This window comes from Lachnobacterium bovis DSM 14045 (assembly GCF_900107245.1).
Lineage (GTDB): Bacteria > Bacillota > Clostridia > Lachnospirales > Lachnospiraceae > Roseburia > Roseburia bovis.
The window spans coordinates 140,514-155,166 of the sequence record NZ_FNPG01000005.1 but is presented as its reverse complement, the minus strand read 5'-3'; the positions used below and the strand labels follow the sequence as shown (position 1 = coordinate 155,166).

Genomic DNA, 14,653 nt, shown 5'->3' with positions numbered 1-14,653 from the left:
CGTAGGGCTACCGATACTACACTAAGAAATTGGAGGAGAAAATGTATCAAATAGTTAGAAAACAAACTTTAGCTGAAAATATCATTTTAATGGATATTTTAGCACCAAGAGTTGCAAAGCATTGTCTTCCAGGACAATTCATTATTGCAAAAACAGATGAGATAGGAGAGCGCATACCTCTTACAATTTGTGATTATGATAGGGAAAAGGGAACAGTAACAATTGTAGTTCAAACAATTGGAGCTGGAACAAGTCGTATGATGAGTCTTAACGAGGGAGATGCATTAGAGGATTTTGTTGGTCCTTTAGGATGTGCATCTGAGTTATGCCAAGAAAAAAATCTAGAAGAAACAAAAAAGAAAAATATAGTATTTATTGCAGGTGGACTAGGAACAGCACCTGTCTATCCACAGGTTAAATGGTTACATGAGCATGGAGTAGATGTTGATGTAATTATGGGATCTAGAACTAAAGATTTATTATTCTATATTGATGAAATGAAGTCAGTAGCTAAGAATGTTTATGTAACAACTGATGATGGATCTTATGGTTTCGCTGGAATGGGAACAGATCAATTAAAAGCATTGGTAGATGAAGGAAAACATTATGATGTTTGTGTTGCTATTGGACCAATGATTATGATGAAATTTGTATGTATCCTTACTAAAAAATTAGAAATACCAACAATTGTTTCAATGAATCCAATTATGGTTGATGGTACAGGAATGTGTGGTGCATGTCGTTTGGTAGTTGGAGATGAGGTTAAGTTTGCATGTGTTGACGGACCTGAATTTGATGGTCATTTAGTAGACTTTGATCAGGCAATGAAGAGACAACAACAGTATAAGACAGCTGAAGGTAGAGCCAAACTTGCACTTGAAGAAGGAGATACACATCATGGTGGATGTGGACATTGTGGAGGTGACAAGTAATGGATATGATGAAAAAAATTCCAGTAAGAGAGCAAGATCCAAAAGTAAGAGCAACAAATTTTGAAGAAGTTTGTTATGGCTATAATGAAGAAGAAGCATACAATGAGAGTACAAGATGTTTAAATTGTAAGAATGCAAGATGTATTCAAGGTTGTCCAGTTAATATAAATATTCCAGGTTTTATTTCTAAAGTAAAAGAAAATAAATTTGAAGAAGCATATCAGATTATTTCTGAATCATCTGCACTTCCAGCTGTATGTGGTCGTGTATGTCCACAGGAATCACAATGTGAGGGACAGTGTGTAAGAGGCATTAAAGGTGAAGCAGTTTCAATTGGTAAATTAGAGAGATTTGTAGCAGATTGGGCAAGAGAAAACGGTATTAGACCTAAAAAAGCAGAGAAAACAAATGGTCATAAAGTTGCTGTTGTTGGTGCAGGTCCAGCAGGATTAACATGTGCAGGAGATTTAGCTAGATTAGGTTATGAAGTTACTATTTTTGAAGCACTTCACCAGCCAGGAGGAGTACTAAGTTATGGTATTCCAGAATTCCGTTTACCAAAGGATAAGGTTGTTCAAGCGGAAATTGAAAATGTTAAATCGCTCGGTGTTAAAATTGAAACAAACGTTGTTATTGGAAAAGCAGATACAGTAGATGAGTTATTAGAAGAAGGATTCGAGGCTGTATTTATTGGTTCTGGTGCAGGACTTCCAAGATTTATGGGAATTGCTGGAGAACAGGCAAATGGAGTATTTTCTGCTAACGAATTTTTAACAAGAAACAACCTTATGAAAGCATTTAAAGATGGATATGAGACACCTATAGCACGAGGCAAAAAAGTTGTTGTTGTAGGTGGTGGTAATGTTGCAATGGATGCTGCTAGAACTGCTCTTAGATTAGGTGCTGAGACTCATATTGTATATAGACGTAGTGAAGCAGAACTTCCTGCTCGTGCAGAAGAAGTACATCATGCAAAAGAAGAAGGTATAATTTTTGATTTACTTCAGAATCCAACAGAAATTATTGTTGATGAAAACGGTTGGGTTAAAGGAATTAAGATTATTAAAATGGAACTTGGAGAACCTGATGAATCAGGTCGTAGACGTCCAGTTGAAATTCCAGGTTCAGAATATGAAATTGAATGTGATACTGTAATTATGTCACTTGGAACATCACCTAACCCATTGATTTCTTCTACAACTTATGGTTTAGATGTTAATAGAAGAAAGTGTATTATTGCTTCAGAAGAAACGGGTCAAACATCTAAAGAAGGTGTATTCGCAGGTGGAGATGCAGTTACAGGTGCAGCAACTGTTATTTTAGCAATGGGCGCTGGAAAAAATGCTGCAAAAGGTATCGATGAATTTATTAAATCTAAAAACTAGTATTTAAAATATATATTTAAAGTATATATTTAAAGTATAAAGCCAAAAATAGTTTATAAGCATAATGCTTAAAGCTGTTTTTGGCTTTTTTATTATTTAAGTTAAGGAAAGTACAGAACGTTGTATATACAACATACTTGTTATTAAAACTATGATATAGTTATGCCATAAACAAGAACACGCAATAATTATTAAAAGAAAGATGAGGATACTAAATAAATGATTACAAAAGATATGTATTTAGGTGAAATATTAGCAACAAATCCAGCGCTTGCAGATGTGCTTATAAGTTGTGGTATGCATTGCTTGGGATGCCCATCTGCGCAGATGGAGTCAATTGAAGATGCATGTGCTGTACATGGATTAGATGTTGAAGAAGTTTTAAGTAAACTAAATGAGAAAGGATTTTAGAATATGAGTGCATTTTTAGGACCAATACATACGTGGTTGTATAATAAAATAAAGTTGCAGGATGAATTGGTTAATGCTCTGATAGATGCTGCAGTAAATGAAAATGTTGCAGGTGATGAGATTAAGGCAATGCTTACAAGAAGATACGGAGAACTTGAAAAAGGTGATTTAGAAGAAATATGTGATTTAAATAATATTCATGGCTGGTTACAAGATAGAGTTTCGCTAGTAGAAAACAGATTAGCTTTTGCTGTCACATATTTAACAATGGAAAATTCTAAGAATATTGAATTCTTAGAAAAAGCAGCATATTCTTTTGGGGAAAAAAGGGCAGTTGAACTTTCAGATGCTAAATCTGTTTATAAATTTTTAGAAGATAATCTTTTAAGTGGAATGCCATGCGATAGAGTGAATGAAGTAATTTATGAATCAGAAAATTTAGTTTCATGGCAACAAGTTGTTGATATTCATGGTATTTATTGGGTAAATATCTTAGGGAATATAACATATTATAATAAAATAAAGAAATCTTTGATAAATGGATTGATTAGTCAAACAGAATTGACATTTGCGGAAGTTGATGAAAATCAATATGAGATAAGAAAAAAATAATACAACAAAAGAATAATAAAAAATAATGAAAACAATAATAAAACAATAAGGAGTAACAATATGTACGGTATTGAATTGTTGATAAAAGAACATGAGAATATTATACAGTTTACGGAAGTTCTTAAAAAGTTGTCAGTGCGATTACTAGAGGGAGAAGAACTGAATATAGAATTATTAAAACAATGTGTTGAGTTTGGTAAAAACTATTCTGATAAGCAACACCATGGAAAAGAAGAGAAAATCCTTTTTAGAGTAATGGAAAAGTTAGGGCCTGTTGCTAGTAAGTTAATAAAAAATGGGATGTTAGTTGAACATGATTTAGGACGTTATCATATGACTAAGTTGTTAGAAGCGATTGATTTGTATGAGACAGATAAGTCATCAGAAGTTAAGATTCAATTAATTTGTCATGCAACTGGTTATGCCGATTTATTAAAGAGACATATAGATAAGGAAAACGCAGTTGTATATACATTTGCTGAAAGGTCGTTCTCTGAAGAGGATAAGGAATTAGTTAATAAAGAAACAGAGATTTTTGAAAAAGAAGCATCTAAGAATAAGGTTCAAGAGAGATATTTAAGTTGGCTAAAAGGTGTATCAGAAAAAATCTTATAAGGTGATGGAATTATAGATTTAATAAAGGATTTATTGTAGAATATAATACTTAATATAGATAAAAAAGAAAAACCAGAACTAACAATTTATTGTATACAAATTTTTTATAACAATTATAGATGATAGTTATAAAATAAAATTATAAGATCACATAACATAACAAAAAAACAAAGAAATACTCTTCCTAGATATAACATTATTGTATGAAAAACAGGCACAACTTTTTTATAGTGTCTGTTTTTTTGTGAAAATAAAAAAAAACTTTCAAAAACTTCCTTGAAAATTGTGTGCGTGCAAACAAAAAAACGAGAAAATAATATACAATTAAGACACAATATAGAGGCAAAATAAAAGCTGTCAAATAATCTGACAATATGGATCAAAAAGGCTATTTACAGAACTGCAAAAACGTTGTATTATTATAAAAGAAAAATTCATGAATTTAACGTAGTAAAATATTATTGTACGAATAGGTTCAATGATAAATACAACGAGAATCAAATGCACTAAAAGAGAGGATAAAGCTATGAATGAACATTTAAGTGAAAGTAATAGAGTAGCGGAAGGTTTGTACGATCCAAGTTTTGAACATGATAACTGTGGTATTGGTGCTGTAGTTAACATTAAAGGTATCAAGACACATGGTACTGTTACCAACGCACTTAAAATCGTTGAAAACTTAAAACATAGAGCAGGTAAAGATGCTGACGGAAAAACAGGAGATGGTGTAGGAATATTACTACAGATTTCACATAAGTTTTTCTCAAAAGTAACTAAAGAATTAGGCATCGAAATTGGAAATGAAAGAGAATACGGTGTAGGTATGTTCTTTTTCCCACAGAATGAATTCAAGAGAATTCAGGCTAAAAAGATGTTTGAGGTTATTATTGAAAAAGAAGGAATGGAATTCTTGGGATGGCGTGAAGTTCCTATTGATTCAAATAAAATTGGTAAAAAAGCATATGATTGCATGCCTCATATTACACAAGCTTTTGTAAAAAAACCAAGCAATGTTGAAAAGGGAATAGATTTTGATAGAAAGTTATACATCGCAAGAAGAGTTTTTGAACAATCAAATGATGATACATATGTAGCTTCTTTATCAAGTAGAACTATCGTATATAAAGGTATGTTTTTAGTAGAACAATTAAGAGAGTTCTTCAAAGATTTACAGGATGTTGATTATGAATCAGCTATTGCAACTGTACATTCTCGTTTCTCTACTAATACTAATCCAAGTTGGGAAAGAGCTCATCCAAATAAATTCATAGTTCATAATGGTGAGATTAACACAATTAAAGGTAACGCTGATAAGATGTCTGCGCGTGAAGAAACAATGGAAACAGACTTATTAAAAGGTGAATTCCAGAAGGTTCTTCCAGTTGTTAATCGCGAAGGATCTGATTCTGCTATGTTAGATAATACATTAGAATTCTTAGTAATGAGTGGAATGGAATTACCTCTTGCTGTTATGATTATGATTCCAGAACCATGGGCAAATGATAGATTAATGTCTCAGAAAAAGAAAGATTTCTATCAGTATTATGCAACAATGATGGAGCCATGGGATGGACCAGCGTCAATCTTATTTACAGATGGTGATATTATGGGTGCTGTTTTGGATAGAAACGGATTAAGACCATCACGTTATTATATTACAGATGATGATTATTTAATCCTTTCATCTGAAGTTGGTGTTTTACCAGTTGATTCAACAAAAGTTGTATTAAAAGATAGATTAAAACCAGGAAAAATGCTTTTAGTCGATACTGTTCAAGGAAGAATCATTACAGATGATGAACTAAAAGAAAAATATGCTAATGCTAAACCATATGGTGAATGGTTAGATAGAAATTTATATAATCTTAAAGATATTAAGATTCCAAATGAACGTGTTAAAACTTATGAAAAAGAAGAAAGACAAAGAATGCAAAAAGCATTTGGTTATACTTATGAATCTCTTAAGGAAGCTATTTTACCAATGGCTAAAAACGGAGGCGAAGGAACTGCAGCAATGGGTACAGATACTCCGCTTGCAGCATTATCAGGCAATAGAGAACCATTGTTTAACTACTTTAAACAATTATTTGCGCAGGTAACAAACCCACCTATTGATTCGATTAGAGAAAAAATAGTTACATCAACATCTGTATATGTAGGTGAAGCTGGCAATATTTTACAGCAGAAACCAGAAAACTGTAGAGTTATTAAAATTGAAAATCCAATTTTAACAAATACAGATTTGATGAAACTTAGAACAATGAAGATTGAAGGTTTCAAAGTAGAAACTATTCCAATCATTTACTATAAAAATACAAGCTTAGAAAAAGCTGTAGAAAGATTATTTGTAGAAGCAGATAGAGCATTTAAAGACGGAGCTAACATTATTATCTTATCTGATAGAGGCGTGGATGAAAATCATGTTGCAATTCCATCATTATTAGCTGTATCAGCTCTTCAGCAGTATTTAGTAAATACAAAGAAGAGAACTTCACTTTCTATGATTCTTGAATCAGGTGAGCCAAGAGAAGTACATCACTTTGCTACATTATTAGGATATGGTGCAACAGCTATTAACCCATATCTTGCACAGGATACAGTAAAACAGTTAGTTGAAGAAAACATGTTAGACAAAGACTATTATGCAGCTGTACATGATTACAATAATGCAATAGTAACAGGTATTGTAAAAATTGCTGCTAAAATGGGTATTTCAACAATCCAATCTTACATGGGTTCTAAGATTTTTGAAGCTATCGGAATCGATAAGAGCGTTATTGATAAATACTTCACAGGAACTGTTAGTCGTGTAGGGGGTATCAAGATTAAAGATATCGAAAACGTAGTAAACGAACTTCATTCAGAGGCATATGATCCATTGGGATTAGGTACAGATTTGACATTAGATTCAATGGGTCGTCATAAAATGAGAAGTGGAGCTGACTCACATTTGTATAACCCTGCTACAATTCACATGCTTCAACAGGCAACATGGAAGGGTGATTATAAATTATTCAAAGAGTACACCAATTTAGTAAACAAAGAAGGTGCACATACTAACTTAAGAGGATTAATGGACTTTAATTATCCAAGCAAGGGTGTACCTCTTAAAGAAGTTGAAAGTGTAGATAGTATCGTTACAAGATTTAAAACAGGTGCTATGTCATATGGTTCAATTTCAAAAGAAGCACATGAAACATTAGCTATCGCTATGAATAGATTACATGGTAAATCTAACAGTGGTGAAGGTGGAGAAGATAAAGATAGATTAACAATCGGCAAAGATGGAAAGAATCGTTGTTCTGCAATTAAGCAGGTAGCATCAGGTCGTTTCGGTGTTACAAGTAGATATCTTACATCTGCTAAAGAAATTCAGATTAAGATGGCACAGGGAGCAAAACCAGGTGAAGGTGGACATCTTCCAGGTAAAAAAGTATATCCTTGGATTGCTAAAACTAGACTATCAACTCCTGGTGTAGCACTTATTTCACCACCACCACATCATGATATTTATTCTATTGAAGATTTAGAGCAATTAATCTTTGATTTAAAGAATGCAAATGAAGATGCAAGAATTTCTGTTAAATTAGTATCAGAAGCTGGTGTTGGTACAATCGCAGCTGGTGTAGCAAAGGCTGGTGCACAGGTAGTATTAATTTCAGGTTATGATGGTGGTACAGGAGCTGCTCCAAGTAGTTCTATTCACAATGCAGGTCTTCCATGGGAGCTTGGATTAGCAGAAGCACATCAGACACTTATTATGAACGGATTACGTAATAAAGTCAGAATCGAAACAGATGGTAAGTTAATGAGTGGTAAAGATGTTGCAGTAGCAGCTTGTTTAGGAGCTGAAGAATTTGGTTTTGCAACAGCACCATTAGTTTCATTAGGTTGTGTAATGATGAGAGTTTGTAACTTAGATACTTGTCCAGCAGGTATTGCAACTCAAAATCCTGAATTAAGAAAACGTTTTGCAGGAAAACCTGAGTATGTTGAAAACTTTATGAGATTCATGGCTGAAGAGTTACGTGAATATATGGCTAAATTAGGTTGTAGAACTGTTGATGAGCTTGTAGGTAGAGGTGATTTACTTAAAGTTCGAGATGACTTATCAGAAAATGCTAAATTAATTGATTTAAGTAATATCTTAAACAATCCTTATGGAAAACCAGGAGAAACAGTTGTCTTTGATCCAAAACATGTTTATGATTTTGAATTAGAAAAGAGAAAAGATAAGACTGTTATTTTAAAACAATTAGAGGATGCATTAAAGAATAAGCAAAAGAGAGAATTATCTATTGAAGTTACAAATACAGATAGATCTCTTGGAACTATCTTCGGTTCACATATTACAAAATTATATGATGATACATTAGAAGATGATTCATATGTAATCAAATGTAATGGCTCAGGTGGACAAAGTTTTGGTGCATTTATTCCTAAGGGATTAACACTTGAATTGATTGGTGATTCAAATGATTACTTTGGTAAAGGTTTATCAGGTGGAAAATTAGTAGTTTATCCACCAGCTGGAAGCAAATTTGAAGCAGATGAAAACATTATCATTGGTAACGTAGCACTTTATGGTGCAACAAGTGGTAAAGCATTCATCAGTGGTGTTGCCGGAGAACGTTTCGCAGTTAGAAACTCAGGTGCAACAGCTGTTGTTGAAGGCGTTGGTGATCACGGATGTGAATACATGACAGGTGGTAGAGTTGCAGTTTTAGGTAAAACTGGAAAGAATTTTGCTGCTGGTATGTCAGGTGGTATTGTTTATGTTTTAGATGAAGATAATGATTTGTATATTAGAACAAATAAATCTATGGTATTTACTGAAGAAGTAACAAATAAATACGATGTTATCGAATTAAAACAGATGATAGAAGAACATGTTACACTTACAAATTCAAAGAAAGGTAAGAAAATCTTAGATAATTTTAGAGAATATTTGCCTAAATTCAAGAAAGTTGTACCTTATGATTACCATAAGATGCAAACAGCCATTGTAAAAATGGAAGAAAAAGGATTGAATCCACAGCAAGCACAAATTGAAGCATTTTATGCAAGTATCAAAGGTTAAGGAGGGAAAAGAAAATGGGCAAAGCTACAGGATTTTTAGAATACGAAAGAGAGTGTGCAGGAGAGATTGCACCAAAAGAAAGAATTAAAAATTTTAACGAGTTTCATACTTTTCTCTCTAAAGAAGAACAAAGAAAGCAAGGTGCAAGATGTATGGCATGTGGTGTTCCATTTTGCCAATCAGGTATGACAATTGGAGGAATGACATCAGGATGTCCTTTAAATAACCTTGTACCAGAGTTTAACGATCTTGTATATACAGGTAATTGGTTACAGGCATATAATAGATTAAAAAAGACAAACAATTTTCCAGAGTTTACATCTAGAGTTTGTCCAGCTCTTTGTGAAAAAGCATGTACATGTGGTCACTGGGGTGAGTCTGTAACAGTAAGAGATAATGAGCATGGAATTATTGAAACTGCTTATGAAGAAGGATATGCTTGTGCAAAACCTCCAAAAGTAAGAAGTGGAAAGAAAGTTGCAGTAATAGGTTCAGGTCCTTCTGGACTTGCTGCAGCTGACCAATTAAATCAACGTGGACACAATGTTACAGTTTTCGAAAGAGATGACAGATTAGGCGGTCTTTTAATGTACGGAATTCCTAACATGAAGTTGGAAAAACAGGTTATTGATCGTAAAATCAATGTAATGAAAGAAGAAGGCGTTGAATTTAAAACAGGTGTTAATGTTGGTGTTGATGTTAATATCAAAGATTTATTAAAATCATATGATAGAGTAATCATGTGTTGTGGAGCTAAAAAAGCTAGAGATATTACAGCTCCTGGTAGAGAAGCAAAAGGAATCTATTTTGCGGTTGATTACTTATCAAGAAATACAAAAAGTTTATTAGATTCAAATTTTGCAGATGGAAATTATGTAAGTGCCAAAGATAAAAACGTTGTTGTTATCGGTGGCGGTGATACAGGAAATGACTGTGTTGGTACTGCAATCAGACAGGGTGCTAAATCAGTTGTACAAGTTGAAATGATGCCAGCACCTCCAGTTGAACGTGCAGCTAATAATCCTTGGCCAGAATGGCCAAAAGTCTTAAAAACAGACTACGGCCAGGAAGAAGCAATTGCTGTATTTGGACATGATCCACGAGTATATGAGTCTACTGTAAAAGAATTTCACAAGGATAAAAAAGGTAATTTGACTGCAGTAACTTTGGTTAAATTGAAACGTGAAATGGATGAAAAGACAGGGCGATTTAAGATGGTTACAGTTGATGGCTCTGAAAAGAAAATTCCAGCTGATTTAGTTTTAATTGCTGCAGGTTTCGTTGGAACAGAAGATTATGTAGTTAAGAATTTCAAAGTTTCTACAACAGAACGTGGAAATGTAGCTACAAAAGAGGGTTCCTATGAGACAAAAGTACCTAATCTTTATGTTGCTGGTGATAACAGAAGAGGTCAGTCTTTAGTAGTTTGGGCTATTAGAGAAGGTCGAGAAGTAGCAAAAGAAGTAGATAAAAGCCTTATGGGATATTCATATCTATAATATATTTATAGATTAAAAAATGTAAAATTTGATATATTAAATAATAATCAACGTTATATTATTTTTTAGGATGAAACTTAGAATACATGTATTTATATGTATTTCTAAGTTTTTTCTTTACTTTGAACAAATGTTAGTGTAAACTAATTAAAGAAAAATATAGGAGGATTGGTTATGTTATTAGAAATAAATGATTTATGTAAAACTTATGGGAAAGGTGACAATAAATTAGAGGTTTTAAAAAATATTTCTTTTTCGATTGAAAAAGGAGAAGTTTGTGTTCTGTTAGGACCTTCAGGATCTGGAAAATCGACATTATTAAACATTATAGGGGGAATTGATTCTGCGGATAGTGGATTAATTTCAATTAATGGAGATATGACAAAAAATATGACAGAAAAAGAGTTGACTATTTATCGAAGAAAACATCTAGGATATGTTTTTCAAATGTATAATTTGATACCAAATCTAACGTTGAAAGAAAATATTGAGGTTGGGGAGTATCTAGGTGAAAATCCATTAGAAATTAATGAATTAATAGATGTTTTGGGGTTAACAAATCATCAAAACAAAGTTCCGAATCAGCTATCAGGTGGACAACAGCAAAGAACTGCAATTGGTAGAGCTATAATAAAGAATCCAGATATTTTGTTATGCGATGAACCAACAGGTGCACTAGATTATAAAACATCAAAGGCTATACTTAAATTGTTAGAAGATGTTAATAAAAAGTATAATACAACAATCATTATGGTAACTCATAACGATGCAATAAAAAATATGGCTGATCGTATAATTAAATTAAAAGATGGAGAAATTAGAAAGAATTATTTAAATAGTAACAAAGTGACTGCGGACGAATTGGAATGGTAGGAGTATTAAGATGAAAAATCCTTTAAATAAGAGAATAACTAGAAATATAAAAAATGAACTTGGAAAATATATTGCGATTTTCCTTTTTATGGTGATATCAATCGGTTTTATATCCGGATATATGGTGGCAGATGATAGCTTAAAAAGAAGCTATAAGGGTAGTTTTGATAAATACAATATTGAAAATGGTAATTTTACGTTTTTAAATAAGTTGAATATGTCAACTATTAAAGAAATTGAAAAAGAAAACAAAATTAAAGTGTATAAATTGTTTTATAAGGATTTAAAAGTAGATAATAAAAAAGATTGTGAGATTCGTTTTTATAAAAAAAGAAATAAGGTAAATAGAGAGTGCTTGATGAAAGGTTCCTTTCCAAAAAAAGAGAGGGAAATTGTTATTGATAGAATGTTTGCAAAACTCAACAATTATAAAATTGGGGATGCAATAAAGATGAGCGGAAAAGAATATTATATAACTGGGCTTGTCGCAATTTCTGATTATAGTGCGTTGTTTAAAAACAATTCAGATATGATGTTTGATGTAAACAAATTTGGTGTTGCAATTACCAATGAAAGTACATACAGCAAAATGAAATCAAGAGAAATATATAAGTATGCCTTCAAATATAATAAAGAGCCAAAAGGTGATTCAAAAGAAAAAAAGATATCTGATAATTTGGCAAAGAAATTGTATTTTAAAGGACAGCTAGAGGAGTTTACGCCTAGATATTTAAATAAAGCAATAAAATTTACAGGTGAAGATTTTGAAAGAGATGGAGTAATGATTGATACCTTGTTTTACATTTTGATTGTAATAATTGCTTTTATTTTTGCAGTTACAGCGGATAGTACAGTGATTAAAGAAGCAAATGTAATTGGTACATTAAGAGCATCTGGATATAAAAAAGATGAAATTATTCGTCACTATATTTGCTCGCCAATGCTAATAACGTTGATTTCAGCGTTGGTTGGTAATATTATCGGTTATACATTTTTTGTAGATATTTGTGCTAATTTATATTATGGCAGTTATAGCTTGCCAACATTTGTTCCATTTTTTAATTTGACAGCTTTTGTAAAAACAACGATTATTCCATTGTTATTGATGCTAGTGATAAATTATACAGTTTTAAAGAGAAGATTAAATACATCACCAATTGACTTTATAAGAAGAAATTTAACGAAGAATAAAAGTAAAAGAGTTATTAGATTAAACAAATTGAACTTTATGACAAAGTTTAAAATTAGAGTATTTTTACAGAATATGCCTAATTATTTTTTACTATTTATAGGCATTTTTTTGGCGAATGTCTTGTTGTTTTTTGGTTTAGCATTAGTGCCTTTGTTAAATAATTTCGAAAAAGAAACAATAGATAACATGATAGCAAAATATCAAGTGTATTTAGTTAAACCACAGGAAACTAAAACAAAAGGTGCTGAAAAGTTTTATCAAAAAAGTTTATCTAATATACCTAATTCTGAGTTTAAACAGGAAGATATTTCTGTAATGGGAATAGATAAGGAATCAAAGTATTTTAAGTTGAAACCTAAAAAAGGTGAGGTAATAATAAGTGATTCTTTTGCAGAAAAATACGATTTGAACAAAAATGATACTTTTACATTAAAAGAAAAATATAATAAGAAAAAGTATAAATTTGTCGTTGGAAGAATTTTTAAATATCCGGCAAATGAAATTGTTATTTTAAATGAATCCACTTTTTGTAATAAATTTGGAGTGAAAAAAACTGATTTTACTGGATATTTTTCAAATAAAAAAATAGAAGATATTGATGAAAAGAACGTATTATTAACAGTTACTAAATCGGAATTAACAAAGATTACAAGACAACTTAAAACATCTTTAGGTGGAATGTATGTAGCGGTTGATGTATTTTCCATAGTTACATTTATGCTGATAATATTTTTATTAACTAAATTAACAATTGAAAAAAATGCAAATTCGATCTCTATGATAAAGATTTTGGGTTATACTGCAAAAGAACAAAAAAAGTTATATTTATCTACAACAAGGCTAGTGGTGTTCTTTAGCATTGTGATTAGCTTGCCTATTACGTACTATACATTTGTATTGATTTATAAACCGATGATGAGAAAAATGATGTCGGGTTGGTTGCCTTTGAATGTTCCGTTTGGGGTTTACTTACAAGTTATATTGCTTGGAATGGGTGCTTATTTTGTTGTTGAACAAATAGTATATAGAAATATTAAACGTATACCACTAGGATTAGCACTTAAAAATGTAGAATAAGTATTATTAATCTTTCGTTTTTTTGCTTCGTATGGTATACTAATTAAATATGTGTAAAGATATAGGTGCATGATTGATTTCGTGCACCTAATTAATTATGGAAGGGAAGACAAAAAGTCGATGAGTATGAATATGATAGATAAAAAAGATATATTTAATGTTAAAAATGCGTATACCCATGCAGGAAGTTTTCATTCAGATGATGTTTTTGCAACAGCATTTTTACAAATTTTACAACCAGAGATTGAGGTTCATAGAATTTTTAATGTTACATCTGATTTAGATGGAATAATATATGATATAGGATGTGGTGAGTTTGATCATCATCAAAAAGATAAAAGATATAGAGAGAATGGAGTTCCTTATGCAGCGTTTGGATTACTCTGGGAAAAATTTGGTACATTAATAATGGATGAAGAAAATGTTTTGAAATTTGACGAAAAGTTTATTCAGGCTCTAGATTTATCAGATAATACAGGCTGCGATAATGATTTGGCTTTTGCTATTTCTGACTTTAATCCAAAATGGGATGAAGAGAAAGAAACAGATGAAGCTTTTTTTGAAGCAGTTGAATTCGCTAAAGGCATTTTAAAAAGAAGATTTTCAAAAATTGAATCAAATGCGAAAGCATGTAAAATTGTAAAAGCAGAGTTAGAAAAATTACCAGATGATATAGAAATATTTGAGTTGAAGCAAGATGTTCCTTGGAAAGCTGCTGTAAAGGATACTCAAATAAAATACGTTATTTACAAATCAAATAGAGGCGGATTCAATATACAATGCGTTCCTTCAGATGAAGACAAGGATGTTTTGAAAAAGGCATTACCAGAGAAATGGAGAGGAAAAACGCAAGAAGAACTAGAAGAAATAACAAATGTAAAAGGCTTTAGATTTTGTCATACTTCAGGTTTTTTATGTGCTACTGAAACAATAGAGGGTGCTAGAGAAATTGCAAAAATGGCACTTGAGTCGTAGTG

General features: G+C 31.7%; 10 protein-coding genes. All 10 read left to right on the top strand.

Annotated elements, in window-relative coordinates; genetic code table 11:
- The first annotated feature begins 41 nt into the window (after positions 1–41).
- The 10 genes from BLV79_RS01925 to BLV79_RS01880 all read left to right on the top strand — a co-directional run bounded on the left by BLV79_RS01925 (position 42) and on the right by BLV79_RS01880 (position 14,651).
- The gene (locus BLV79_RS01925; RefSeq protein WP_074715710.1) at positions 42–932 is read left to right on the top strand and encodes a sulfide/dihydroorotate dehydrogenase-like FAD/NAD-binding protein; all 891 of its coding nucleotides are present in this window, start codon (positions 42–44) and stop codon (positions 930–932) included.
- On the top strand, positions 932–2,317 hold the full coding sequence (gene gltA, locus BLV79_RS01920; RefSeq protein WP_074715708.1) for an NADPH-dependent glutamate synthase: 1,386 nt from the start codon (positions 932–934) through the stop codon (positions 2,315–2,317). Before BLV79_RS01925 ends, gltA begins: the two co-directional genes overlap by 1 nt.
- 219 nt (positions 2,318–2,536) lie before the next feature.
- Positions 2,537–2,728, top strand: coding sequence for a DUF1858 domain-containing protein (locus tag BLV79_RS01915; protein WP_074715706.1), 192 nt, complete (start codon positions 2,537–2,539; stop codon positions 2,726–2,728).
- A gap of 3 nt (positions 2,729–2,731) precedes the next feature.
- Entirely contained in the window at positions 2,732–3,340 is a 609-nt protein-coding gene (locus tag BLV79_RS01910) for a hypothetical protein (RefSeq protein ID WP_074715704.1), read from the top strand.
- 60 nt (positions 3,341–3,400) lie between these two features.
- Positions 3,401–3,955, top strand: a complete 555-nt coding sequence (locus BLV79_RS01905) for a hemerythrin domain-containing protein (RefSeq protein WP_074715702.1) — start codon at positions 3,401–3,403, stop codon at positions 3,953–3,955.
- 526 nt (positions 3,956–4,481) lie between these two features.
- Complete coding sequence (gene gltB, locus BLV79_RS01900) at positions 4,482–9,035, top strand: glutamate synthase large subunit (protein ID WP_074715700.1); 4,554 nt, start codon at positions 4,482–4,484, stop codon at positions 9,033–9,035.
- A 14-nt stretch (positions 9,036–9,049) separates the two neighbouring features.
- Complete coding sequence (locus tag BLV79_RS01895) at positions 9,050–10,534, top strand: glutamate synthase subunit beta (protein WP_074715699.1); 1,485 nt, start codon at positions 9,050–9,052, stop codon at positions 10,532–10,534.
- Between the two features lie 174 nt (positions 10,535–10,708).
- Complete coding sequence (locus BLV79_RS01890) at positions 10,709–11,407, top strand: ABC transporter ATP-binding protein (RefSeq protein ID WP_074715697.1); 699 nt, start codon at positions 10,709–10,711, stop codon at positions 11,405–11,407.
- A gap of 10 nt (positions 11,408–11,417) precedes the next feature.
- A complete protein-coding gene (locus BLV79_RS01885) occupies positions 11,418–13,676 on the top strand; it encodes an FtsX-like permease family protein (RefSeq protein WP_074715695.1) in 2,259 nt (752 codons plus the stop codon).
- 132 nt (positions 13,677–13,808) lie between these two features.
- Positions 13,809–14,651 carry an MYG1 family protein gene (locus BLV79_RS01880; RefSeq protein WP_242871411.1) on the top strand — a complete coding sequence of 281 codons (843 nt, stop codon included), beginning with the start codon at positions 13,809–13,811 and terminating at the stop codon, positions 14,649–14,651.
- Positions 14,652–14,653: the final 2 nt, after the last annotated feature.